This is a genomic window from Bifidobacterium bifidum ATCC 29521 = JCM 1255 = DSM 20456 (genome assembly GCF_001025135.1).
GTDB classification, from domain to species: domain Bacteria; phylum Actinomycetota; class Actinomycetes; order Actinomycetales; family Bifidobacteriaceae; genus Bifidobacterium; species Bifidobacterium bifidum.
Genome location: NZ_AP012323.1, coordinates 44,616 through 70,731 on the forward strand (window position 1 = coordinate 44,616; position 26,116 = coordinate 70,731).

Below are 26,116 nucleotides of genomic sequence, written 5' to 3' on the forward strand. Positions count from 1 at the left end.
GTTCGTGAACATGTGAACAATTCACTGAACATCATTGGTGTGCATTCTATCAGCGTTCCAGCTCTTGTCGACGCCGACAGCGCTACTATAACGCCACTTCGCTGGTGGGATTGCCGATGATTGCGGTCTTGATCCGTGAACTTATTCACATCGGAAATGATTATGAAATCGTATCAATGTGATTGATAGGGGGGGGACGCGAAAGCCCCACCCGTGTAGGGCAGGGCTTTCGCGATATGTGCTGATATAAAACGGAGCCTCCGCTCGTCGCGGAGGCGCTGTGCTGCGGTGAACTTTGCGCGCGCAAAGCCCACCGCTACGTTTTGGCCTTGGAAAGCCCACCGGGCTTTCCAAGCGGTGTTGGCCGCGCATGCGGCCCAACACCGGCCAAAACGTCAGCCCGTGTTCTGCAGGCCGGCGGCGACACCGGAGACGGTGCACAGGATCAGATAGATGAATCCCGCCTGCTGGCTCTTGCTGAGCTCTTCCTTGTCCACCTTCTTGCGCAGCGAACGCAACGCAAGCACCTGAGTGACGGACAGCGCGTCCACGTAAGGGGAGCGGATGCGGATGGCCTGACCGAGCACGTGACGGTGCTGCAGCGGCCATTCGTCGTTGACGATCTTGAGCACCCACTTGGTGGTGAGCTTCATCTCGTCGAGCACCTTCTTCGACAGGTTCTCGTCATCGCCGAGCGCCAAGTACATCTTGGCGATGCGCTCATCGGTCTTGGCCAGCGACATCTCGATGTTGTCGATGAACGTGGAGAACAGTGGCCACTCCTCGTACGCCTCGCGCAGCGTGTCAAGGTCGCCGAACTTCTCGCAGGCCGAACCAAGGCCATACCATGCGGCGAGGTTGATGCGCGCCTGAGCCCAAGAGAACACCCACGGAATCGTGCGCAGGTCGTCGAGCGACTTCGCGCCCAAACCACGCTTGGCCGGGCGGGAGCCGATTGGCAGCAGGCCGACCTCGGTAAGCGGCGTGACGATCGAGAACCACGGGGCGAAGTCCGGCGTGTTCAGCAGGTCGAGGAAGCGCTCGTGCGAGGCGTTGTCCAGAACCTCGGTCATCTGGGCGTACTTCTCGGTCATCTCCGTGTTCGTCTTCTCGACGCTCGGAGCGGACTGCAGCAGCGTCGCGGCGGCGACGGATTCCAGATGGCGGATGGCCAGCACCGGGTTGCCGTAGCGGGCGAAAATGACCTCGCCCTGCTCGGTGAGTTTGAAGCGGCAGTTGACGGAGCCCTTCGGCTGGGCGAGCACCGCGCGGTTGGCGGGGCCACCGCCTCGACCGACGGCTCCACCACGGCCGTGGAACAGCGTCAGGTCGATGTCATGCTTCGCGGCCCAAGCGACGATGCGCGATTCGGCGGAATGCAGCGCCAGCGTAGCGGTGGTCGGGCCGGCGTCCTTGGACGAATCCGAGTAGCCGAGCATGACCTCCATCTTGTTGCCGGTGGCCTTCAGACGAGCCTGCACCTCGGGGATCTTGACGATCTCTTCCAGCACGTTCACGCAGTTCTGCAAGTCCTCAAGCTGCTCGAACAGCGGGATGACGTCGATGACCGGCACATCCTCCGGGTGCGAAAACGCCAGACGGTTCAGCTCGTACACGTCGCGCACGTTCTGGGCGCTCTTCGTGAACGAGATGATGTAGCGGCGGGCGGCCTTGATGCCGTTGCGCTTCTGGATGGCACCGAGGGCGCGGAAGGTGTCGAGCACCTCGTGCGTCATCGGTTGCAGTTCGCCACGCTCGCCGTGCAGGCCGTGCTCGCGGATGTCCTCCAGCGCGCGGGCGTGCACCACGGAGTGCTGACGGAACTCCATCTCGACCATGTGGAAGCCGAAGGTCTGCGCCTGCCAGATCAGATCCTGCAGCGGGCCATACGCCGAACGCTTGGCGCCGGCTTCGGCCAGGGAACGCTGCACGACCTGCAGGTCGGCGATGAAATCGTCGCAGCTGTGGTACATGAGGTCGGCGTCGCGCTCGATGGTGTAGCGCAGGCGATCGGCCATCACCAGCATGACGGCGCGGTGCAGCTCTTTGGTGGAGATCAGTGCGGCCTTGTCGGTCAGGCGCTCGCTCATCTCCTTCTGGTGGCTCCACAGGCTCTTCAGCTCGGCGCTGGCCGGGGTCGTCTCGGACTCCATGGTCAGGTTGCGGCCGACCGTGCGGGTGGCCTCCTCAAGGGCGCTGATCACATGGTCGCTGAACTTGCGGGCGACCTGACGGCTGACCTTGGCGGTGACGTTCGGGTTGCCGTCGCGGTCGGAGCCGATCCAGCTTCCCGGATGGAAGAACGCCGGGCACTGCGGCTGTTCGAGACCGGCCTTGTCGCCCAGCAGCCAGTCGTTGAAACGGTGGTAGACCTTGGGAATCGTGGTGAACAGCGTGTTGTCGAAGATGTCGAGGATGGTATCGGCCTCCTCGACCGGCGTCGGCTTCTTCAGCGCGATCGGGGACGTGCGGAACAGCGCGTCGATCTCGTTGTAGAGGCGGCGGACGTTCTCCTTCTTGTCGGAGCCGCCGAGGCGCTTGTTCTCTTCCAGCAGCTCCGCGATGCGGCGGATCTTGCCTTCGACTGCCTTGCGGCGCGCTTCGGTCGGATGCGCCGTGAACACCGGGTGGAATTCGAGCTTCTCCAGCAACGCCTTGGCTTTGGCCGGCCCCATTTCGGTCAGCAGCTGATGGTAGGCGGTGGTCAGTTCGTTCACCGGGTCAACGGCTTCGTCGTCTTCCACCTGGTTCTCGCGCTGGTGCAGCACGGAAACGCGGTAGTTCTCCTCACTCAGGTTGGCGAGGTGGAAATATGTGGCGAATGCGCGGGCGAGCAGCTGGGCGTCGTGCAGATTCATCGCATCGATGGTGGCGACGGCCTTTGCCAGACCATCCTCATCGGGGTGCGGATCCGCCGTCGCTCCGGCGAAATGCTCGGCGCTTGCCTTCACCGCGTAGTTGCGCACGGTGTCGAACGTCGCCAGCAGCTGCGGGTCATATTCGCCCAGTACGTCGCGCAGAATGCGCAGGCACAGGCTCATGTCGTTGCTGAGCGACTCAGGCAGCTCCCGCTCTTCGGGGCCCTTGGTCCCGGTGCCGGTCGACACGATGGTCGCGTCGGCGGGCGTGATCTGTTGATCGGTATCGGTCATTCATAACCTCCTTTGTCTTTTGGGTCCGGTTGCTCGGTCAGTCGGTCCTCCGCGGCTCCTCCGCGGTTGTGTTGGCCGTCAGTTGCGAGCCCACAGCCGGTTGCGCCAAAAGCTGTGTGCCCATTCTATTGCCCTGAAATCGCAAGTTGTATTACGAAGTCCAATTTTTCTCTGAAGGATTACTGGTAAATATGTAATCTTCACCATATCTTCACGCTGTCGGATGGCCCGAGAATGTCGTCCTGAATATCCTCGTCGACGTATCGTCCATAATCTTGTCGAAGGTAGTCCATCATGCGAACGCCGGTTTCGGTCATACCCCATGAGTTCACGGCGCGGAGTAAGAATGACTACTGTAACCATCTTGAAAACACGCCCGAGCACACCCATAGGGCGGCAAAAACAACGGCATGATACGGATAGAGAAGAACATGCAGCAGCACATGAACGGCGACGCGCCCCATCAGGACGCGGCGACGGCGGTGAGTCATTTCCACACCCACTCCGTTCCCCTTGACATGGAAGACATTCGACGCGACTGGGACAAGCCGATCTCCGAGGCCGGCCTCGCCGCCAAGACCAGCGTCGTCGTGCGCGTCGGCGCACTGGACCTGGGTGCTGGAACCGGAAGCTTCCGCGTGCGCGAGATGATGCACCGCATCGCGTACCCCCTGGGCGTGCACGTGCGCGCCGACGTGAACCTGACGGACATCGAGGCCACCTGCACCGATGACGCCAACCGCATCACCGAGGTCATCGACCTGCCCACCACCGGCGTCAACACCGAGCGCATCTGGCTGCTGGAGCATTACACCGACTGGTTCAGCGTGAACCTCGGGCTCGATTCCATGTACCATCGCGCGGGCGACGTGTCCGAAGGTGTGGTGCAGAACCTTGAGCAAAGCGACATGTCCGAGGTCTCCGCGCAGCTGGCCAAGAAACTGCGCGCCGAGAAGAAGGCACAGAAGGAGCTCAGCGGCGAGGCCTCCGACGACCCGGTGCTCGACGCCCTGGAGGCGGCCGAGGTCACCGTGCCCGTCTCCATGGTCCGCGCGGCCGCGGCCGACATCGCCGCGGAAGGTTCGACGGACGACGAGCTGCGCTCCGAATCCGAGGCCGTCCTGGAAGAGGATCGCGAGGCCAAGCTGCTGCATGACCGGTTGATGCAGCAGCGCTCCGGAAAGCATGATTTCGTGGAGACGCCGGATCTCGACGCGGCCGCCGCGGCGGCGGGTGGCACAGGCGCGGACGCAGGCGCAAGCGCCAGCAGTGCGGAAGACCAGAATCTGAACGAATTCGGGACATCGATGTCGGCGGAGGCGCTGCTGGGCGCGAAACGCCGGAAAACCCGCGCCCACAAGCCGCTGACCGGCGAGTACGCCGAGCATTTCGACCACGTGGGCCGTTGCGCGGGCGAAGGGCGCAAGCCCATCACTGTGCGGCAGGCGCATGAGCGGCTCGACCTGATCGAGAGCCGTAAGCCGCTCTATTCCCCGGCGTTCGCCGGCTTCGCCTCCGCAGTCGCCTGCGCATCCTTCGTGTTCCTGCTCGGCGGCGGCCCCTACGACATGATCGGCGCGTTCGTCGGCGCCGGACTGGGCCACTGGCTGCGCCGCAAACTGTTCGCCCGCCATCTCAACCAGTTCTTCGTGACGTTCGTGTGCGTGGCCCTGGCTGCGCTCGCCTGCACGGGCACTCTGCGCCTGATCGGCCTGCTCGACCCGATCGCGCTGACGCATGACACCGCGTACATCGGCGCGATGCTGTTCGTCATCCCTGGCTTCCCGCTGATAACGGGCGGCCTCGATATGGCGAAGATCGACTTCCCGTCCGGCATCCAACGAGTGGCATACGTGCTGTGCATCATCCTGATGGCCACGCTGGCAGGCTGGGGAGTGGCCATGATCGTGCATCTGAACCCGACCGGGTTCGAGCCGCTGGGGCTCAATCCGTGGGTGAACACGGGGCTGCGGGCCGTCACTGCCTTCCTCGGCGTGTGGGGCTTCTCGATCATGTTCAATTCGCCGCAGCGCATGTGCCTGGTCGCCGCCACCATCGGCATGATCACCGACACGCTGCGACTGACGCTGGTCGATTTCGGGGTGCCGGCCGAGGCCGGGGCGTTCATCGGCGCGCTGCTGGCCGGTCTGCTCGCTGCCGGATGGCGCACCGCCGTGCACAACGGCCTGCTGCCGCCGCATCTGGGCTATCCGCGCATATGCCTGACTGTGCCGTCCATCGTCATCATGGTGCCCGGTCTGTATATGTACCGGGCGATGTTCTACCTCGGACAGTTCGATACGCTGCACGCGCTGGACTGGGCGTTCCGAGCGTTCATGGTGATTATCTGCCTGCCGATAGGTTTGGCGATGGCCCGCGTGATCACCGATAAGTCATGGCGGTATGACGTCTGACGCCTTGCCTGCGCGGCGGACGGTTCCCGATGGGATTCGTGTGAGGAATCCTCATGCGTTCCTTGTCGGGAATCATTCGCCGTGCAAAGAGGAGTACGTCCAACGGCCTGCGAGCATGGTCGCCGCCACCGGCATCGCCCGCATCTCCTCCGGCGTGGAGACAGCATACGGGTCGCGGTCCAAGAGCACCAGGTCGGCTGGATCTCCGGGCTCAGGGCGGTCGCGGCCGACGGCTGTGGAAGCCGCCAGCGCGGTGCGCGCATCCAGGCATTGCTCCGGCTGGAACGGTTCGCGGTCTGAGCTTTCCGTGCCGAACACAGCGGCCGATATCGCCATCCACGGGTCGAGCGGCGCAACCGGCGCATCCGACCCCATGCGCAGCCTGACGCCGGCATCGTGCAGTGCCTTGAATGCGTAAGGGGTTCCACCCGGATTCGCCCAGAACCGCGTGATGACATCGCGATCGTCCATGGCGTGCTGTGGCTGGATGCTGGCGGTCAGCCCGAGCTTCGCGAATCGGGGAATATCCGCCGGCTTCAGCATCTGGGCGTGCTCGATGGAACCGTGGGCGTGTGTGCTCGCCGCCGCGTTGAGCACGATGGTGTTCGCCTCATCGCCGATGGCATGGCACGCGATGGCGAACCTATGGCATGTCGCCCCGTGGAAATACGTCTCGATCTGGTCGGGTGCGTAACTGAGCGTGCCGTAAAAGTCGGGGAATATATCGGAATACGGCATCGAGCAGAACGCCGAACGGGTGTTCAGCGAGCCGTCCGAGATCATCTTCATCGCGCCGACATGGCCCAGTCCATCGCTGCCGGGCAGCTCGACGCCCGTCTTCCAGCCGGCTTCAATCGCATCCTCCAGCCGTTCGGGATACACGCCCGCCTCCACGCGCAATCCTCGGATGCCGTGGGTGAATGAGCCATCCCAATCGATGCCTGTCCAAGCGGAATCGTTAGCGTCGCGCGGGCGGGGAGACGCCGCGGAGAACCGGCGGGTCCACGTGTCGACGTTTTCCGCCATCTCATAGTCGCGGATGCCGACCACGCCTTTGCGGGTGGCATCCGCCTCGGCCTTGCGAATCAGTTCGAGCGTCTCCTCCGCCGCTCCGGGCGCATTGTCGAGCTTGCAGTAGGCGTCGAACCATTCGAGCTCGCCCACAAGACTGGACTCCCTCACGGTCAGGCCCAGTCGCCGCGCCGCCGGTTGCCGTCGCCGAGATCCGGGAGCCGGCGGGCGTGATTGCCGCAATCGCGCCGCCCTTGATCGCGATGTCTACGCGGCGGGCGCTGCCCGGGAACCGCGCGTTGGTGATTATCGTCATAATTGCCTGTACCTGCCATCCTGCATCAGATCAGAAGGTCATGGGCGCATGTGGCAGAAACATCGTACATATCCGTTCGCGCCTCGGTTGCTTGGCCAGTTACACCAATCCCCTTCACCGTACCCCCCTAATTGTGTGGTGTCACCTTCGGCGTCACGTTCAAATCGTCTTTCCAGTGTACATGCAAGTCTTCTGTGAACAGAACCCGCCGGTGTGTACAGTCGTGCGAAAGAAGGCGGCCGGCGATTTCCTCATGCGCGGTCTCCGCCGAGCCGAGGTGAGTTATCCACCGCGTTGCGCACATTTATCCACATTTGTCCACATTTTTTGAGGCGCGGTAGACGGGGAACTGCCCGGTTCCCTACACTCGGCTCCACGGCAATATTCGAGTCACAAAGGAGCGGCCGACCATGGGCGGATCAATCGCACTGGTGCAATTGACGGAGTTGAAGCACCAGCGTATGAAGCAGTGCGCTGAATTCCAGCAGCGCAGCAGGTGGCAGCCGCCATACGCCTTGACCACGGCCCTGGAGCTTCAGGCGATTGAAATACCGCGCCTGCCAAAAGGACGCGCCATGTTGAACGGTATTACAGTTGTCGTCCCGAGTGCCAATGAAAGGCGCAATCTCGTCGGCATAAACGAAGTGACATGGTCCTTCCCTGTTGATGTCGTCATGGTCGAGCAATGCTTGTGCGTGTCTCCGGCCTGCACATGGGCGATGTTCGCCGGATGGCTGAATCTTGAAGAGCTGATCGTACTGGCGGAGTCAATGATGCGCCGGGATGGGCGTCTGCGCAGGACGACCATTGAGGAGTTGACGGCATATCTGGATTCGGCGCGGGAATTCACGGAAGCGGTCTTTGAAGAGACGGGCCGCCGGCCGAATATGTTTCGCGGATATGCCAATTGCCGGCGTGCGTTGCGTGTGATTCAGGAGGGGACGGATTCGTCGATGGAAACGCGCACCCGACTCGTTCCCCTCAAATACGGGATAGACGCGCCCTGCGTCAATTACAAGATTGGAGTGAAGCGTCTGAACCGGGCCGTATATCTTGACCTCGCTTACCCGGAATACAAGATCTGCATTGAGTTCGACGGAGGGCATCACGCCGGTCAATGGCTGGAAGATGCACGCCGGCGGCAGGCAATCGAAGACGAGAAGTGGCGGTATATCCAAGTCACCAAGCTTGACCTCGGTGATGAATGGAGTGAGGAAGCTTTAGCCAGACGGATCGCGGATAAGATCCAGGAGGTCACTGGAATTCCCGTGCCCGTCACTGCGCGGAAGACCATCCAACAGGTGTGCGATGCCAGAGCGATGAGACGCAAGCCACTGTACGAGCGGATAGGGTTTGAACCATTGCTGCCGCGAGTCCCGAACGCCAATGCCGATTTTCCTGACGCGGATGACCTTGACGGTATCGCGTGATCGAAGGCAGGGGTGCGGAATCGCACGATTGCGCTGATGCGATTGCGTTGGAGAGAGAAGCGGAGGGCTGTAGCTGGCTGCGCCTTGACCGGATGGCGTCTTCTGTGACGCTATCTGTGTCTCAAGGGGTTGATTGGGCGTCCTCTGGGCATCTATCTGCGTTTCAGGGGGTTGCCGAAACGCGATACCCGGAGTATTGCCGGTGAAATGCCATTGGGGTCATGCGGTTTGAGGTGCGTTTATACTTTGGCACCAACCCCTCGAAACGTAGATAGATATTCGGCGCGGTCCAAATCAACCCCTCGAAACGCAGATAGCCTTATCTCGGCGAGTTCGACGGGTCGGGGCAGGGGCGTGCAGACGGCTTTCTGTCCCGAAGGGCGACACCGTTATGGGAAGGCCCCTTCGTCGCGTGCCTCGGGGCGGAGTGACGAAGGGGGCCTGATGCAATCGTTGCGTTCGACTGCCGGAAAATCAGTACTTCATGCCCATGGCCTCGCGCACCTGGTCAAGGGTCTCCTCGGCGATGGCGTTGGCGCGGGCGTTGCCATCGTGCAGGATGTCGCGGATGGAGTCCATGTCCTTGGCGAGCTCTGCGCGGCGCTCGCGATGCGGGGCGAGGAACTCGTTCACGGACTCAATCACGTACGCCTTGAGCGCGCCGGCGCCCGCATCGCCGATTTCGGCGGCAATGTCCTTCGGGTCGCGGCCGGTCACCAGTCCGGCGGTGGTCAGCAGCGCGGACACCTGCGGGCGGGCGATGGGGTCGAAGGTGATCTTGCGCTCGGAATCGGTCGGGCTCTTCTTGATGAGCTTGGCGGTCTCCGCGGCGGTGGCGCCCAGCATGATGGAGTTGCCGTACGACTTGCTCATCTTGCGACCGTCGAGGCCCGGTATCTCCGGTGCGTCGGAAAGGATCGCGGCGGGCTCGGGGAACACCGGGTTCTTCTTGGCGTAGCGCTCGTTGAAGCGGCGGGCGATGGTGCGGGTGATCTCCACGTGCGGCAGGTTGTCCTTGCCGATCGGCACGACATTGGCCTTGCAGAAGAGGATGTCGCACGCCTGATGCACGGGGTAGGTGAGCAGCAAGCCGGTCAGCGCGTGGCCGGAGGCCTCCATCTCGGACTTCACGGTGGGGTTGCGGTGCAGCTCGGCCTCGGTGACGAGGGAGAGGAACGGCAGCAGCAGCTGGTTCTCGGCCGGCACGGCGGAGTGGGTGAACATCATGGTCTTGGTCGGGTCGATGCCGGCGGCCATGTAGTCGAGCACGAGGTTCAGCACGTTGTCCTGGATGTGCTCAGTGGTGTCGCGGTCGGTGATGACCTGGTAGTCGGCGATGATGATGTTGGTGTTCACGCCGCGGTTCTGCATGGCCACGCGCTCCTTGATGGAGCCGAAGTAGTGGCCGAGGTGCAGGCGGCCGGTCGGGCGGTCACCGGTGAGCATCGTGAACTTGCCCGGCTCGGCCTCAAGTTTGGCGAGCGTGGCGTCCGAACGCTTCTTCGCGGCCAGGAAGCTGGCGCTCATTTCGTTGCCCGCTGCGGTCAGTTGCTGCTGTTCTTGGTCCGTCATAAGTCGCCCTTTGCTTGCTTCAAAACGCCGAAAATATCGCTTTTATCGTAAAAGTCCAAGCAGACAACCATTTCTCTCATAACAAGTGGTACTCTCTTATGTGATGAATTGATAGTTACATTTACATGCCAGGGGGTCACATGGGCCGCGGACGTCAGAAAGCAAAACAGCAGAAAATAGCCCGGAAGCTCAAGTACCTGACCACCGATACCGATTACGATGAGCTCGCCAAGGAGCTGAGCACGCAGGAGCCGGGCGAGGGGTCGCCCGATCCGTTTGCCGATATCGAGGCTTCGTATTCTCATGATGCGAACGCCGCCGTGGACAATACGCAGGGATCCGTCGCTGAGGATGACCTTGACGAGTACGCCAAGTGGGCTGCCGAGGCTGCGGCGAAGGCGACCAGTGGCGAAATGCCGGCCGTGAAGGCACCTGAATCTCAGGCTCCGAAGCCCAAGCCGATGCCGCGCAAGCCGATTCCCATGCCCATGCCGGCCGCGCTCAAGCCCAAGAAGGCATGATTTTCGGATTTCGTCGCTGCTGGCCCGGTGGTAGGGCCGCATTGACGCGATTTCGTATGTCATGATGACGATTCCGTTGCGATATGCGATGACAGCGATGTCGACGCCCAGTACGTGCGCTCGCTGACCGCATCATGGGCGGCCGCTCGGCAGCTGGAGCCAGATAGACGTATTCCCGTCGGCAGAGCGGTTTCTGACGCGCTATGAGCGGCGGCGTGACGTCGATATTCTGCTGCTGGACGTCGAAATGGGCTCGATGGACGGCGTGGCGTTGGCGAAGGCCGTGCGCAAGGCGGGCGGCACGATGCAGATCGTGTTCGTCACTGGGTATTCGGATTACATCGCCGAAGGATACGACGTCGAAGCGCTCAATTATCTGATGAAACCGGTGGATGCGGCCAAGCTGTTCGACGTGCTCGACAAGGCGGTCGCGCGCATGCGCCGCGATTCCAGGTGCCTTGATCTGCAATGCGCGGAAGGGCTGATGCGTATTCCGCTGGCCGACATCCGCTATCTTGACGTGCGCCGTAATTATGTGACGGTGCACGCCGACCGGGATTATACGGTGAAACGCCCGCTGGGCGAGTTCGAGGCCGAGCTCGGCGACGGATTCTGCCAGGTGGGACGCGCGATGATCGTGAACCTGCGGCGAATCCGCTGCGTGGGCAGGTCGTCCGTGCAATTGACCGACGGGACGACGCCGCCACTGCCTCGTAGGGCGTACGAGCCGTTGAATCGGACAATCATAGACCAGACAAGACTACGCATGGCCGGCTCACGGCCGGCAGGGTGCCGGAAAGCCGTCCCCGGCTGGACGGGGCAGAACGCAAAGGAGGGGCACGATGTGGTTCCGTGGGCGAGGCAAGGCCGACAGGGCCATCGCGGCATATCAGCGCGAGCTGGTCGACACGCATTACCGCGAGGTCGAGAACATGTACCGTCAGATGCGCATGTGGCGGCATGACTACCGTAATCACCTTCAGACGATGAAGGCGTTGGATACCCCGATCAAGTCCGGCAATGCGATGGCTGACGCGATTCTGAGCAGCAAGATGTCGCTTGCGCAGGCGCCTGGCATCGACGTGCGCGTGGACGCCCATACCCATATTCCGATCAAGCAGCGCATTTCGGAACTCGATTTGTGCTGCGTCCTCGGCAACCTGTTCGACAACGCGATCGAGGCCAACGACGGGTTACCTGAAGCCGATCGCATGATTCGCGTGTATATGGACATGAAGGACACGCAGCTGTACATCTCGTTCACCAACGCTTCCTCGGGCGGCAAGCAGCGCAAGGTCGGTGGGCGCTTCCGCACCATCAAATCCGACGAGGGGCACGGTTTCGGGTTGGTCCACATCGACCAGATCATCGAGGCTGCGGGCGGCTACCTGAGTCGCAACTCCGAGGACGGCGCCTCCACCACGGAGATTCTGCTGCCGCAGTCCTGATGACGGCGGTGCGGGCTCATGAGAGCGGATTGTCGATGTGCGTGCTGCCCGCCGGCGAGGGAGGAAGCTGGGGCCAAAGCCCTCTCCTTGGACTCATTACCGGTGAATCCGTGCAAGATAGCGTCCGCGCCCGGACCCGAACGCCGCAGCCGTTGGCATGCGACGGTATGCTGGAATGGTGAACAGCATGGCGTGCAGCGGCGTATTCGAGCCGCGTAATATTCTAGTGACCGGCGGATGCGGCTTCATTGGCGCGAACTTCGTGCGATACGTGGCGCGGAACCATCCACACGCGCACATCACCGTGCTCGACAAGCTGACGTACGCCGGCAATCCGGAGAACATCGCCGGCCTGCCGCCGTCGCAGGTCGATCTTGTCGTAGGGGACATCTGCGACGTCGCGCTATTGGAGCGTATCGTGCCCGGTCACGACGCCATCGTCCACTTCGCCGCGGAATCGCACAACGACAATTCCATCGCCAATCCCGAACCGTTCATCCGCACGAACGTGGAAGGCACGATGCGGCTGTTGGAGGCCGCCCGGCAACACGACGTGCGCTTCCACCACATCAGCACTGACGAGGTATACGGCGATCTGGCGCTGGACGATCCGGCGCGTTTCACGGAAGACACGCCGTACTGTCCCTCAAGCCCGTACAGCGCCTCGAAGGCGTCGTCCGACCATCTGGTGCGCGCATGGGTGCGCACATACGGTCTGCGCGCCACCATCTCCAACTGCTCCAACAACTACGGCCCGTACCAGCATGTGGAAAAGTTCATTCCACGGCAGATCACCTCCATCATGGAGGGCGCGCGGCCGAAACTGTACGGCACCGGCGAGAACGTGCGCGACTGGATACATACGGAAGACCACTCCCGCGCAGTGTGGGCGATCCTCACCCGCGGGCGCATCGGCGAAACGTATCTGATCGGAGCGGACGGCGAGATGAGCAACATCACCGTGCTGCGCATGATCCTGCAGCTGATGGGCCAGCCGGAAGATGCGTTCGACTGGGTGCGCGACAGGCCCGGGCACGACAGACGATACGCGATCGACGCATCCAAACTGCGCGCCGAACTGGGCTGGTCGCCGATGCACACCGACTTCGCTAGCGGATTGCGCAACGTCATCGACTGGTATGCGGAACACCGCGACTGGTGGGCGCCGGCCAAGGAAGCCACCGAGGCCCGCTACCGCGCGCAGGGGCAGTGAAGCGACCGCCTCTACAGGCGGCCTTTCCGCGGCAGGTCAACGTTGCGCAGCAGCCGTTGCAAGGGCTTGAGCACCACGATGTCGGCGACCACCGCGAACGCCAACGCCGCGAGCAGCGTGGCGGCGAACATCAGCACGCTGATGCCCGCGTACGACCATCCGTCCGTGGGCGCGGGAATCCGCGGGCCGATCAGAACCTTGGACAGCGGCAATGCACCAGATACATCGTGTAGGAGTATCCCGCCAGCCAGGTGGGTAGCAGGGTGCGGTTAGAGTTGGCGATTAGGGCGTTCGCGCCGAATTATTTGGGTTTGATGACTTTATTCGAGAGAGGCTGACGAATGGTTTCGCCACATCATCTTTTGAAGATTGCGACTGCGCTGTCTGCGGTTGCGTTGACGGCTTCCGTTGCGGTTACGCCGGCTTACGCATTGCAGGATATCGCGATTGAGGATGCTGTCGCGCAGAGCGGTCCCGTTACTGCAGATAATGGCGTTGTTGTGCAGTCTGACGATCAGCCGGATGATCAGACAGGCGACCAGCAGTCGCAAGACGGCATGCCTGACAATCCGAATGCGAAACTTCCGGATACCGTCAGTGACGAGATTTCCGACGATGCCACCGTGGTTTCGGAAGACCTGGCTGTCACCCCTGAAGGTGAGGTCAAGAATATTGAAACCGGCGAAACCGTGACCGATGCGACACTGGTCGGTACGCAGGATCAGCAGCCGGATCCGCTCGCCAAAACCAATGGCGAATCCTTCATTCCGGTGAGTGCGGAAGATGTCAAAAATGCTGTAGCCGACGCGAACGTACAGCTCTCCAAATTCGAAGGCAATGAATACGGCGCGCACTGGGGCACTTACAACAATACGAAAGCCTTCTTCGACTACCAGAACAACCTGTTCGTGCAGCAAGCCAAAGGCGTGATTGACGTTTCCGAATGGCAAGGCGACATCGACTGGGCCAAAGCGAAAGCCGACGGCGTGGAAGGCGTGATCATCCGCCTCGGCTACGGTTGGGGCAACAATGCCGACAAGAAAGCACAACGTAACATTTCCGAATGCAAGCGATTTGGCATCCCGTTCGGCATCTACTGGTATTCCTACGCGGACACTCCGTCGATTGCCAAAGAAGAAGGTGCCGGCGTGGTCGCCAAACTCAAGCGATTCGGTGTGCGCGCGAGCGACTTGGCGTACCCCGTGTACTACGACCTGGAAAAGTGGACGTGGAAGGGGCATCAGCCGCCCACCGATCCGAACGTGTACAACGATATCGTCAACAATTGGTACGGCGCGCTGCAGTCCGCCGGATACAAGAACCTGGGCGTCTACTCGTACACCAGCTACCTGCAAGGCCCGCTGAAACATGCCGACATTTACGCCAAAACCACGTGGGTGGCGCAGTATGGCGCTCGCATGGGATTCGACTCGTTCCCGACCAACAGTCGCGGATGGCAATACACCAGCTCCGGCAAAGTGGGCGGCATCAGGGGCAATGTGGATATGAATGCGTTTGGGAATAAGGAGTATGTGAATGGCGGGAGTAGTAATGATTTACAAGCGGCCATTGATGTACGCAAAATGACTGCAGTTACCATTCCGAATGGCAATTATTACATCAATGTTCGTTCCAAAGTCGCGTCCAGTGTTGATGTTCCTGGTGGAAGTGCTGCGGATTCCACCGCCATTCAGTTGTATTCCGGCAACAGTTCCAAGGCTCAGCAGTTCACTTTTACTAGGCAGTCTGATGGGAGCTACGAGATCGTCAATGTGAATTCCGGCAAGGCTTTGGACGTGCGTAATGGTGTTGCTGAGAATAACGCTATAGTGCAACAGTATTCTCGAAATAATTCCCAGGCTCAACGATGGTTTATTCGTGATTCCGGAGCGGGATATTATTTGCAGTCCGCTCTCGGTAATTGGGTTCTGGATTTGAGCGGCGGAAATACTGCGAATGGTGCTGCGATTCGGCTGTATACGCCAAATGGCACTGCTTCACAGCTATTTGTTGTTTCGTCAAGCGATGTCAATATAGCTACTGGAGTGTCGATGATTATCACTTCGGTTGCGAATAAAAAACTTGTCACGGATGTGACGGGTGCGTCAACGGCGAACGGGGCGCGAGTCCAGCTTGATTCAAGTAATAATACGAACGCCCAGAAATATCGATTTGAATCAATCGGCAACGGAACTTACAAGATTATCAATGCTAATTCAGGCAAGGTGCTGGATGTGGCTGGCGGATCCACTGCTGATGGAGCGGCATTGCAGCAATATACGAGTAACAATACTGTTGCTCAGCAGTGGACGGTGCGGAATTACGGCAGTGGCAGGATTGCGCTGGTGTCGGTGAACGCCAACAAAGCTGTCGATATTCCAGGTGGCAATGCCGTGCAGCAGGCTCAGTTGCAGCTTTATTCGCCGAATGGCACTGTTGCTCAGCAGTGGTTGGTCGCAAAGGCGCCGTTGACGTTGCGCGAACGTTTGAATGAAACCGCAGCCAAGCATAGGCAAGATCTGCCGGATGGCACCTACACGTTCGGATCGAAGCTTAGTACGTCCATGAAGATGGATGTAAGCGGCGCTTCCCGTTCAAATTATGGAAACGTGCAGATCTGGGCCAATAATGGAACCAATGCTCAGAAGTGGAAAGTGACGCATGATTCCAACGGATACGCGACCTTGACCAGTGTGAACTCCGGCAAAGTGTTGGATGTGAATGGCGGCGTATCTGCCAGCGGAACCAACGTGCAACAGTACGATTCCAATGGAACATACGCTCAGAAGTGGATAGCAGTCAAGAATTCCGATGGCTCATACACGTTCCAATCGGCGCTCGCGGAAAACAAAGTTCTTGATGTTTCGGGTGCTTCTACCTCGAATGGTGCCAATGTGCAGCTGTATACCGCAAATGGCACGAATGCCCAAAAGTGGGTGAAATAGCAGACAGATTAACCAATAAAATATGGCTGAGGACAAGTATCTTTTTGCTCTCAGCCATATTTGGAATCTGTGCTATTTCTGGCGCCGCATCATGGCGAATTGATTGGCGTCAATGATGAATGCTTTGCGGTCGTTTTTGGCCATGACATCGAGGATGATGCCGGTGATGAACAATAGCAGTCCGGCAATGACGAGCATGACAGCGCCGATAAGCGTGGGGAATCGCGCCACCATGCCAGTGTGCCAGAAATCCACGGTCACGCTGCCGCACAGCACGATGCCGATGATGCCGAGGATGGCGCCAAGTCCGCCGAAAAACGGCAGCGGCTTGTATTCGCGAATCATGCGGAAAATGGTGCCCATCACCTTGATGCCGTCACCCACGGTGTCGAGCTTGCTGACCGAACCCTCGGGGCGGTCCCGATACTGAATCGGCATCTCAAACAGGCGCAGATTGTTGTTCAACGAGTGGATGGTCATCTCGGTCTCAACCTCGAAGCCGCGCGAAAGCACCGGATAGGTTTTGACGAACGTGAACGAGAAGGCGCGGTAGCCGGTCATGATATCGGTGACGTTCGCGTGGAACAAGCCATTGATGGAATCACGCACGAGACGGTTGCCGAAGTTGTGGAACGGACGCTTGTTCTCTTGGAAATAGGTGGAGCTCAAGCGGTCGCCGATCACCATATCGTAGCCTTCGAGCACCTTATCCACCATGGCAGGTGCCGCGTCTGCCGGATAGGTGTCATCGCCATCTGCCATGACGTACACGTCGGCGTCGATGTCTTCGAACATGGCGCGAATCACGTTGCCCTTGCCCTGTCGTGGCTCCTTGCGGACGATTGCGCCCTCGCTGGACGCGATTTCCGCCGTGCGGTCGGTGGAGTTGTTGTCATACACGTAAATGTCGGCATTCGGCAGTGCTGTTTTGAAATCGCGTACCACCTTGCCGATGGTGACTTCCTCGTTGTAACAAGGTAAGAGGACGGCGACGGAGGCGTTCAGGTTCTTAGACATGCTATTTACTATGTATGGCTCTTGTGTTGTTTTCGTGGGTGTCGGTTCGTCGGTGAGCCGTTGAGTTCCAGGGTGTGAAGGGGCGCTTCCTGTAGGTTTGTTTTTCGACCAAGAAATACAACCGAAGAAAGCGCCTTGGTTGAAGAGGATATTCAAGCGATTGCTGAACGTCAATGGCATGGTCGTCGAGGATGTGTCGTTGGACGACTCGCCGCTGCGCCCGGCGCCGGTCCTGGTGGCCCGGGTGCGGTGCAGGAAGGCGGCGCTCAGGTGCTCGCGCTGCGGACGCAAGGCGCCCGGGTACGACAACGGCGGGGGCGAGCGGCGTTGGCGCCACCAGGACTTCGGCTGCTTCCGCGTCGAACTGGCCGGACCGGTTCCACGCGTGGCGTGCGCGGAGCACGGGGTGGTGGTGTCGCGCGTGCCGTGGGCGGAGCCGGGCAGCCGGTTCATGCATGACTTCGAGACGCAGTGCGCGTGGCTGATGACGGTCGCCAACCAGAAGACCGTGTCCGGCTTCCTGCGCGTGGCGTGGCGGACCGCCGGCGAGATCGCGCGCAGGGTCGCCGACCGGCTGGAGGCGTCGATGCCGTCGATGTTCGACGGACTCACGGCGATCGGCGTGGACGAGACGTCGTACCGCAAGGGCCACACGTACATCACCGTCGTCGTCGACCACGAGCGCAAGCGGGTCATCTGGGCGCACGACGGACACGGCAAGGAGATCCTCGACCTGTTCTTCCAGCGGTTGACGCCGGAGCAGCGCGCGTCGATCAGGATCGTCACCGGCGACGGCGCCAGGTGGATCGACTCGTCCGTGGCCGAGCACTGCCCCAACGCCGAGCGCGTGCTGGACTCGTTCCACATCGTCTCCTGGATGGAGCTTGTCAAGTTGTTTGTGTTTGGGGTGTGTTTTATAAATAAGGTTCCATTCGTTCGGGGTATGCGGCCGCGAGTTGGGCGAGGGCCTGTTTCCAGTTGGTCGTCATGCGCCCCTCGATGAGCCTTCCCTCGCTTTTGCGCCTGGTTGTGTTGCCGTTTTCGGCGCGTCTGAGACTGCGTTTGTCCTCGATGTCGCGGATCGCCAGCCAGAACAGCTTGACCACGGCCTGGTCGTTGGGGGAACCGGCCGCGGTCGCGGCTGACCTTGCGCAGCCGGTAGTTGAGCGATTCGATGCTGTTGGTGGTGTACACCACCCGGCGGAGCATGGGCGGGAACCGCGGGAACGGGACGAACCGGTCCCACGAGCGTTTCCACGTGGCGGCCACCGACGGGTATCTCCGGCCGAGCCCGCTTTCCGCGAACTCGCCGAGCGCCTTTTCCGCGGCCTGCCCGTTGGGCGCGCAGTACACGCTCCCGAGCGCCGCGCACACCCTCTTCCTGTCGTGGTCGGCGACGAACCTGTTGGCCGCGCGTATCAGGCGCACCACGCAGGTCTGCACGATCGCCTTGGGCCACGTGGCCTCCACGGCCTCGGGCAGGCCCTTGAGCCCGTCGCAGCACACGATCAGCGCGTCGGCCATGCCCCGGTTGGCCATCTCGGCGCACACGTGCGCCCAGAAGGAGGCGCCCCCGTCGTCCTGGACCCATACGCCAGGCACATGCTTGAACCCGTCCATGTCGACGCCGATGGCGATGTGCGCCGCCTTGGGCGGCACCCTGCCGTTGTCGCGCACCTTGACCCTGACGGCGTCCAGGTACAAGACCGGACAGAACTCGTCCAGCGGCCGCTCCTGCCATTCGAGCACGGCGTCGCTCACCGCGTCGGTGATGTTGGATATCGTCTCGGGGCTCAGGTCCGCGCCGATCGTCTTCTCAAGGTGGTGCTGGATGCCGCGCACCGTCATGCCGCCCGCGTACAGGGATATGATCATCTCGTCCAGTCCGCCCAGCCTCCCGGAACGCCTGGGCACCAACCTCGGGGCGAACGAGCCGTCCCTGCCGTAGGGAACCTGCACGGCCGCCTCTCCCACCGGCGTGGACAGCGTCTTGGGACACGAACCGTTGCGCGAGTTCGCATGCCCGCCGCCCGCCTTCGACCCCCCGTCGCCGGGCGCGTAGCCCAGATGCGGCGTCGTCTCGGTCTGCAGGCCGCGTTCCAGGGCGACCCTCGTGAGCTCGCCCGGCAGACCGCCGTCGCCGGTGAGCTCGATCCGCCCGCCGTCTATCCGTTCGAACAGGGGATCCAGCGCTCCCGACGCGACCAGCGAGTCCACCAGGGGCCGCGAATCCGTCACGGCGCCATTGTCATTCCCGGCCACATCGCCGGCCATAGGCTTCACTGCCTCGGTCACCATGATCGTTTCCTTTCCATCAGATGATCCCATACACAAACAATTAGACACCCTCCCTGGATGGGCGACGCCCTCGACCAGGTGCGCAAACGACTGTGGAACCAAGCCCGGCGCGAAGGCGACAAGAAGACGACCGGGACGATGCGCGGCCTGAAATACGCTCTGCTCAAGAACCCCGACGATCTGACCGACCGGCAGAACACGGCCCTCGCCACGCTCGGGGACGTCGATCCCAGGGGCCAGCTCTACCGCGCCTGGCAACTCAAGGAACTCCTCAGGACCCTCCTGCGCCAACCCGTCGAACAGGCCGAAGCCGAATTGAAACGATGGATCGGCTGGGCGTCCCGCTGCCGCATACCCGAAGTCACGGACTTATGCGGGAAGATCAGACGCCGCCGCGACGACATCCTGCGCACCATCCGCCTGGGCTACTCCAACGCCAGGCTCGAAGCGTTCAACAACAAAATCAAGGTCACCATACGCATGGCCTACGGCTTCCGCGACACCGACAACCTCATCGCCATGATCAAACTCCGATGCAGCGGCCTACCGATCCACCTGCCAGCACCCATCCCCTAACCCACGAAAACAGCAGAAGCCTCCTATAATTCTGTATTGGTCTTTTTCATTGATTATGATTAAAGTTCGCAAGAAGATTTGAATCCCATTCCTGATGTCGAATAGAGGCTTTACATGGCGGAAAATAAGGTGAAAAGAAAGCATCTAGTCTATGTTGACGTACTGAATATTATGTCGTGCTTCGCTGTGGTCATGCTGCATGTTTCTTTGAATGTTTTCAATCCCTCCGACACTTACTGGACGCAAGCGGTTTTATTTCAGGCGATTGCCATTTTCGCTGTTCCGATTTTTTTCATGATTAGTGGTATGAACCTTATTGGTTATGCTGATAAATACGATACGAAAACATTTTTTAAAAAGAGACTGTGGCGTGTAGGTCGTGCGCTCATTCTGGCAAGTGTCTTCTGCTATATCTTATTCTGCATATTTCCGTTCTCTTTTTATGGCGCCGAACAGTATGCGAGCGGAATTGGTGTTAGGGATTTTGTATCGCGTTTTTTAACGAATTCAATAAACGACATTTATTGGTTTTTGTACACAATAATTTATCTATATATGTTAACGCCGTTGTTGACTCAGATACGAAATAATAAAAAAACTCTGCAATATTTGATTGTGCTGCAGTTTGTTATTAGCATTTTAATTCCGTTAATTGAACGATTTGGCGTACCTAAAAAATATTTCGGAACCCTTTTCAATTGGCCGCTGTTCTCTTCAAGCGCATTGCTTTATTTTTTGTTGGGATTCTATATCGCCAATTACCTGTGGAAGCTTCCTCCCCTTTGGCTTGCAGGAATCATTTGTGTAATTTCAGCTGGAGCGATGTTTTTCGGTGGTTTGTACACTAACGGATACTTCGCAGTACGCGATGTTGAATACCATAGCTACGTGATTAGTGCTTCCTCTCCATTGTGTGTTATTGAGGCGGTTGCATTGTTCCTATGTGCCATGCAAGTGGAACAGCGTTTGCGGGAGATGTCTCCTACGGTTTTGCATTGTATCCGCGAGGTTTCCGGTGCATCCCTTGGCGTATACCTTTTCCATATTTTAGTGATTAATTGGATGGGAAAGCGCAATTGGGGCAATGTATCTCAATTCTGGGGAGAACATATGGGAGTACGAGCCATGGTTGTATATTTGGTTACGTTGATTGTCGTTGTCATATGTAGACATATTCTGATGCAGATTAAGAAAATATTTACTAAGCGGAGGCCTGATTGTGTTGCCTGAAATAGTATTGCACGGAGATGAGAAGAAACGATTTGCTGGATGGGGATTCCCAGTGGTACTGGGTTTTGTCTTCGCTTGTGGAACGAATGCTTCGACTGATGCGATAGTTCCATTTGATCGTCCGTATTTTTATGCGCAGTGGCTGCTCTTTGCAGTTCTCTTCCTCGCGTTTTTTCAGATTGGTTTCAAAATCGTTCAGATGGGAGCATCTGACGGTTTAACGAAGCAGGCTTCGAAGACGAATGCATTTTCGAATAAGTTTTTGTTGCTTCGATTTGAGTATGGCCAATCAAAAAAGTCCAAGTTCAAAGATTCTTTGAGAATCTTGGCTGCTTGGCTGCCGTATATTGTTTTGCTCTATCCAGGTGTTTTGTATTGGGATACCGGAGATCAAGTCGCGCAGTTCTTCGGAATCTCCGCTTTCGGGCAGAAGCCGGGCAAGATCTGGGATCACCATCCTTTCTTCGATACCTATCTATACGGAGGGTTCATTTGGCTTGGTCATGCAATTACCGGTAGCTACAATGTGGGGATTTTCCTATATGCCATTGCACAATGTGTTTTTGTTGCCGTCGCACTTGCGTGTTGGTTGAGTTATTTGAAGGAACGTGGCGTCGGACGAGTTCCGTTGAAAATATGCGCCATGTTCTTCTGCTTCTTCCCGATCTTCCCTATAGCGTTTATGAGTCTGTCGAAAGACATCACTCATGCCGCGTTCTTTATCGCATGGCTTCTGATGTTCATGCGCTTGGTTGACACGAAACTTGAAAAAATCAAGCAGCCTTCTTTCTTCTTTGGTTTCTTGATTCTCGGGCTGTGCTCTTCCCTGAGCAAGAAAATGGGAATGTATATCATTCTATTCTGTTTGATTATCCTCGTCTTTGGAAAATTTAGGATACGATTCAAGGCAGTGGTTGCGGGGATTGCCGCATTTCTTTTTGCAATCGTCAGTATCGTTCTGCCTAATTACTACTATCCGAGGGCGAATATCGTTCCTGGAGGTGGACAGGCTGCATTCGCGATGCCGATTGAACTCTTAGGACGTTCGGCTCACGCGTATCCTCAGGATGTTACCGATTCGGAAAAGAAAGCCATTGAATCATATCTGGTATATTCTTGGGATCAGATTAGCACGCAATACAATCCGTATATTGCCGATCCTGTTACGGGATACAAGTTACGCAAAGGGGCTTCTACGCCGGATTTCCTCAAGGCATGGTTAAAGATTGGTTTGAGGCATCCAATGACATATCTCAATGGTTTTGTCTGTCTTGAATCTGGATGGATCTCCTTTTCCGGAAATGATAAATCTTCTGTTTCCTATAAGGATGTAAAGAAATCGGTACAATATCCAGTGCAGTTGCAAATGGATGCCAGCGTATACACTGTCGCGAATGAAGACACTCTCGGCAAGCTAATTCCCAATAAAGACAAGAATTGGGCACAGGAAATAGTCGACAGCATTACTTCTATACTGAAATCGATTCCTGTGGTGAATGTTCTTACCTATGTGGCTTTTTGGGCATCGGTATTTCCTACGTTTATCGCTTACCTGCTATGGCGTAAGCGTAAAGAATATGTAACAGCTAAAACGATGTTCCAATTGCTGCCTTACTTCGTATCGGCAGCTTCGCTTTTCGTCTATCCTGTGTCCCGTGTAACGGGAGGTAGCCATGGTGGAGATGCTACGAGATATATGTTCCATGCATTGTTGCTTGCGCCTATCGTGATAGGGCTTTTGCTCTCGCTAAAGAAAAAGCCCCAAAAAGAAAAAAAATAGATGGAGTCCCTACCAAGGACAATCGGGATAACGTAAGGGCGAATCATCTCGCCCTTACGTTATCCCGATTGTCTTACCGCCTGCCGCGTGCTACGCGCGCGATGGCCTTCAACGCATCACGACGCCTCGAACCAATCGGCATCAATGGGTCGATGAACTTGCGGATCGGATTGTCCTCTCCGACCGCACGCTCATGTTTCGGCAGGAAGACATCCTCCGGGATTTGCGGCTCGTTCGCCAGCACCACGCGCTTGATCAGACGTTCGTAGAACGGTGTTTCGCGGGCATAACGCCAGTAGATCGAGGCGTAATCGCAATCCGGATCCACCCACGGCTTCTGGTAGCCGGCATAGTGGATGATCTGCGGATTGCTGCGCGACTTCATGTATGCGTCGTAGATATCGTTCGGTGACTGGGTGAACAGGTTGCCCACACGTCCGCCGCAGTCGTGCAACACGTTCCATTCCCATGGCAGATACAGCACGTTACCTTCGCAGTGTGCGTTGAGCACATCCTGGTCGTTGTAGATGAACTCGTCATTCGATGCGTAAGCGAGCCATTGCTCGATGGTGTAATGCTCACGCATCGCCTTGGTATTGAGCACCAGCACACCAGCCTGGAAGTAATCGTAGGGGTTCTGCATCTTCAGCACGGTCTTCGCATAATTCATACGCTTACCATGCTTTACGTTCAAATTGCCAAGGAAATCGATATCGCGCACTGCGCCAAGCAGCTTGCCCTGCAAATCGATGTTGTAGAGCTTTGCGATATCACCGTTGATGATGATGTCGGAATCAAGGTACAGCACCTTGTCATAGAACGGCAGGAGCTTTTGAATCAGGAAACGATAGTATGTTTCCACACTGATATGGGCGTTGTTGGTGGAAAGCTCATATCCGGCAAGTTCGCGGTCCACGTTGGTGAATCGCAGATTCATGTTCGGGAACTGTTTGAAGAACCCGCGCATACGTTCCTGCTTGTCCCAAGCGATGTTGCGCTGCAGTACGGTGACATCGTAGAAATAGCTCGGATCAGCGTTCTTCATGGCCGAATACACGGTGGTAGTCAGCTGTGGCACATAGTTGTCATCTGCTGCGTACACCACCGGAATGATCGGCTTGTCGGTGATATCAAGCGGTTTAAGCTGCTCGGCTGGCTCTGGATTGGTGAAGTGCACGCACTGCAGCTCCTTGAACTTCCAGTTGGATCCGATGCGCTTGTGATGCATGAGATAGATATTCAGCAGGCGTTCGGAAAGATGGCCTGGCGTACGCAGTGCCTCTTTGCTGTACGTGCTGTAATCGGTGTTCTTATCGAATTCCTCGAGAATCGGGAACATCCATTCACAATAATCGAAGAAGATTTCCTTCTTCATGATGAACATGTTGCAGAAGCATGCCTTGTTGCCGTTGAAGAAATCCTGCGCATCCTCCTTATAATCGGGATACATGGCGCACAGAATCTGGTAGCAACGCTTCAAATCGTCATCATGCAGCAGAGGAGCAGCCTCCCACAGAGCGCGTGGGCTTCCATACTTGTTGATGATTACATCCAGATTGCCGAACGGTGTGGTGATGACGTCATACTGTTTGACCACGCGGGCGATGTTCTCATCGTCCAGACCGTACTTCTTCTCAGCCTTGGCGTCGATATAATCATCCATAATTTCACCAAAGGCATTTTCCTCATGCGCTGTTTCGGAGAAATCAAAATAACGGCGGTAATGGCAGAAGCCGTAGTAGTCGGCATTGATGTTTTTCCATGCCCAGTACTGCGTGGTCAGTTCGCAATAGCGTGGATTGAGATTGGCGATGTTCTCGCCTTCGTCATCATGGAACGCCCAAGGGAAGCGCTCGTTCTTCGGGCCGACCTGCACTGGTTGCATGATGGCGCTGCCAAAACGGTCGACGTTTTTATGCGCGGTGACGAAAATGCGGATATCCTGCTTGTCGTAGTTTTGGAACGCTTCGGTATTGCGGGTTTTCTCGATGAGATTGGTCATATGGGAAGTGGCGATTCGCTTCATCTCATGGAATCTTATGGTGTCTGCAGATACTTGATCGGTAGGCATACTGATGGCGTTGGCTATGCTGAACCAGCTGTTCAGATCAGCGTCATGCGGAAGGAGCTGGTTATCGGAAAGCAGCGCATAAGCATCATCGCGTACGAAACGGTACAATTCGCGCCCCGTGATGGCCAGGCCGAACACAGCTTCCATTTGCTTGGCGGCCTCAACCTTCTCCGCTTCCGGAACCCTGACCTTCCAATCATTGGCAAGGATTTCGGTCGCCTTGCGCTGGAAACCTTGTGCGCAAGCGTGAAGCATATCGGAATGCTGCTCATCGGCGAATTCGTAGGCTGCATCGAAATCCGCCTTGAAATGGCCGCAATAGCGGGCATACTTCGCAGCATCGATCATATTTGTGCCGCTTATGCCGCGACCGTAGTAATACACATATCCGCGGCATTCCTTGAAGGAATGGTAGCTGTTGGCGAATGCCGAAACTACGAAGCACTCGTAGCCGTCCTGAGATCGGCCAAGACGATCGCGGGTCATGGCGTTGAATGCTTCCTTAAGTACGGAAGTCTTGTATAAACGCTGGGTTACGCGCCAATCGACCTTGTAGCCTCGCGTTTCATCGAAAATGTCGCGGACGATATCTTCTCCAGTGGAATCGGGCGTGGGAGTGTTGTTGAAGGTTTCGCAGGCTTGGCGTTCGTTTTCCAAAAGGTCATTGGCTGCGACAACGGTAAGACCGAAATGCAGTACGTCCACGGGATGCTTGTCGATCTCCGCGGCGAGCTGTTCGCACATATCAGGCTTGAGGGCATCATCGCCATCAAGGAAGAACGTGTATTCGCCGGAAGCGTTTTCTACGCCCGCCATGCGAGTGCGGTGTGTGCCCATATTCGGGTTGTTGGTGACTACTCGGATGCGTGCGTCCTGTGCAGCCGCCTGTGCTGCGACCTCTCCGACATTATCTGGGCTCGCATCGTTTACGACAATCGCTTCTATATCGGAGAAGGTCTGATTCCGTACTGAGTCAAGACATTCCTGCAAATAATCGCCGACATTGTATGCGGGAATGACGATTGAGATTTTGGGCATTGCTCTTCCTTATTTGGCCGCATTGATGTATTACTTGCTGAGCAACAGTGTACTGTTCGACTTCGAAAAGCACACTTTGGACTA

15 protein-coding genes and 3 pseudogenes are annotated in these 26,116 nt (G+C 57.9%); 11 read left to right on the forward strand and 7 right to left on the reverse strand.

Going from position 1 to position 26,116, the window contains the following annotated elements:
- Nucleotides 1-395: 395 nt before the first annotated feature.
- Nucleotides 396-3,152, reverse strand: coding sequence for a phosphoenolpyruvate carboxylase (locus tag BBBF_RS00185; RefSeq protein WP_003817379.1), 2,757 nt, complete (start codon nucleotides 3,150-3,152; stop codon nucleotides 396-398).
- Between the two features lie 431 nt (nucleotides 3,153-3,583).
- Between BBBF_RS00185 and BBBF_RS00190 the strand changes: the two genes are divergently transcribed.
- A complete protein-coding gene (locus BBBF_RS00190) occupies nucleotides 3,584-5,566 on the forward strand; it encodes a threonine/serine exporter family protein (RefSeq protein ID WP_033509587.1) in 1,983 nt (660 codons plus the stop codon).
- Nucleotides 5,567-5,638: 72 nt separating this feature from the next.
- On the opposite strand, the pseudogene BBBF_RS00195 reads toward BBBF_RS00190, so the two are convergent.
- Nucleotides 5,639-6,772 (reverse strand): annotated as a pseudogene (locus tag BBBF_RS00195) (amidohydrolase family protein); the annotation flags it as partial.
- A gap of 531 nt (nucleotides 6,773-7,303) precedes the next feature.
- Between BBBF_RS00195 and BBBF_RS00200 the strand changes: the two are divergent.
- Nucleotides 7,304-8,323, forward strand: coding sequence for a hypothetical protein (locus BBBF_RS00200; RefSeq protein ID WP_003819920.1), 1,020 nt, complete (start codon nucleotides 7,304-7,306; stop codon nucleotides 8,321-8,323).
- Nucleotides 8,324-8,797: 474 nt separating this feature from the next.
- On the opposite strand, the gene trpS is transcribed toward BBBF_RS00200, so the two are convergent.
- On the reverse strand, nucleotides 8,798-9,895 hold the full coding sequence (gene trpS / locus BBBF_RS00205; protein ID WP_014759675.1) for a tryptophan--tRNA ligase: 1,098 nt from the start codon (nucleotides 9,893-9,895) through the stop codon (nucleotides 8,798-8,800).
- A 140-nt stretch (nucleotides 9,896-10,035) separates the two neighbouring features.
- Between trpS and BBBF_RS00210 the strand changes: the two genes are divergently transcribed.
- The 4 genes from BBBF_RS00210 (at nucleotide 10,036) to rfbB (ending at nucleotide 13,077) form a co-directional block, all read left to right on the forward strand.
- Nucleotides 10,036-10,416, forward strand: a complete 381-nt coding sequence (locus tag BBBF_RS00210; protein WP_003815101.1) for a DUF3073 domain-containing protein — start codon at nucleotides 10,036-10,038, stop codon at nucleotides 10,414-10,416.
- A 193-nt stretch (nucleotides 10,417-10,609) separates the two neighbouring features.
- Complete coding sequence (locus tag BBBF_RS00215; protein WP_231855252.1) at nucleotides 10,610-11,380, forward strand: LytR/AlgR family response regulator transcription factor; 771 nt, start codon at nucleotides 10,610-10,612, stop codon at nucleotides 11,378-11,380.
- 22 nt (nucleotides 11,381-11,402) lie between these two features.
- Nucleotides 11,403-11,864, forward strand: coding sequence for an ATP-binding protein (locus BBBF_RS00220; protein WP_231855221.1), 462 nt, complete (start codon nucleotides 11,403-11,405; stop codon nucleotides 11,862-11,864).
- Between the two features lie 187 nt (nucleotides 11,865-12,051).
- On the forward strand, nucleotides 12,052-13,077 hold the full coding sequence (gene rfbB, locus BBBF_RS00225; protein WP_033509620.1) for a dTDP-glucose 4,6-dehydratase: 1,026 nt from the start codon (nucleotides 12,052-12,054) through the stop codon (nucleotides 13,075-13,077).
- A gap of 11 nt (nucleotides 13,078-13,088) precedes the next feature.
- On the opposite strand, the pseudogene BBBF_RS00230 reads toward rfbB, so the two are convergent.
- A pseudogene (locus tag BBBF_RS00230) lies at nucleotides 13,089-13,327 on the reverse strand (acyltransferase); the annotation flags it as partial.
- Nucleotides 13,328-13,418: 91 nt separating this feature from the next.
- On the opposite strand from BBBF_RS00230, the gene BBBF_RS00235 reads away from it, so the two are divergent.
- Nucleotides 13,419-16,022 carry an RICIN domain-containing protein gene (locus tag BBBF_RS00235; RefSeq protein ID WP_021647511.1) on the forward strand — a complete coding sequence of 868 codons (2,604 nt, stop codon included), beginning with the start codon at nucleotides 13,419-13,421 and terminating at the stop codon, nucleotides 16,020-16,022.
- 72 nt (nucleotides 16,023-16,094) lie between these two features.
- Here the strand turns inward: BBBF_RS00235 and BBBF_RS00240 are convergent, their stop codons facing one another.
- Nucleotides 16,095-17,039, reverse strand: a complete 945-nt coding sequence (locus BBBF_RS00240) for a glycosyltransferase family 2 protein (RefSeq protein WP_033509590.1) — start codon at nucleotides 17,037-17,039, stop codon at nucleotides 16,095-16,097.
- 178 nt (nucleotides 17,040-17,217) lie between these two features.
- Here BBBF_RS00240 and BBBF_RS00245 point away from each other — a divergent pair, with 178 nt between their 5' ends.
- The gene (locus BBBF_RS00245; RefSeq protein WP_231855253.1) at nucleotides 17,218-18,042 is read left to right on the forward strand and encodes a transposase; all 825 of its coding nucleotides are present in this window, start codon (nucleotides 17,218-17,220) and stop codon (nucleotides 18,040-18,042) included.
- On the opposite strand, the pseudogene BBBF_RS00250 reads toward BBBF_RS00245, so the two are convergent.
- Nucleotides 17,954-19,313 (reverse strand): annotated as a pseudogene (locus BBBF_RS00250) (IS256 family transposase). The gene BBBF_RS00245 and the pseudogene BBBF_RS00250 sit on opposite strands and share 89 nt — an antisense overlap.
- Nucleotides 19,314-19,394: 81 nt before the next feature.
- Between BBBF_RS00250 and BBBF_RS09280 the strand changes: the two are divergent.
- The 3 genes from BBBF_RS09280 (at nucleotide 19,395) to BBBF_RS00265 (ending at nucleotide 22,923) form a co-directional block, all read left to right on the forward strand.
- Nucleotides 19,395-19,913, forward strand: coding sequence for a transposase (locus tag BBBF_RS09280; RefSeq protein WP_021647509.1), 519 nt, complete (start codon nucleotides 19,395-19,397; stop codon nucleotides 19,911-19,913).
- A 114-nt stretch (nucleotides 19,914-20,027) separates the two neighbouring features.
- Nucleotides 20,028-21,143, forward strand: a complete 1,116-nt coding sequence (locus tag BBBF_RS00260; RefSeq protein WP_021647508.1) for an acyltransferase — start codon at nucleotides 20,028-20,030, stop codon at nucleotides 21,141-21,143.
- Complete coding sequence (locus BBBF_RS00265; protein ID WP_231855222.1) at nucleotides 21,133-22,923, forward strand: DUF6020 family protein; 1,791 nt, start codon at nucleotides 21,133-21,135, stop codon at nucleotides 22,921-22,923. Before BBBF_RS00260 ends, BBBF_RS00265 begins: the two co-directional genes overlap by 11 nt.
- Nucleotides 22,924-22,996: 73 nt before the next feature.
- Here BBBF_RS00265 and BBBF_RS09335 read toward each other — a convergent pair whose 3' ends face one another.
- Nucleotides 22,997-26,032 (reverse strand): DUF4422 domain-containing protein, encoded by a 3,036-nt coding sequence (locus BBBF_RS09335; protein ID WP_021647506.1) that lies wholly within the window; start codon nucleotides 26,030-26,032, stop codon nucleotides 22,997-22,999.
- Nucleotides 26,033-26,116 lie beyond the last annotated feature (84 nt).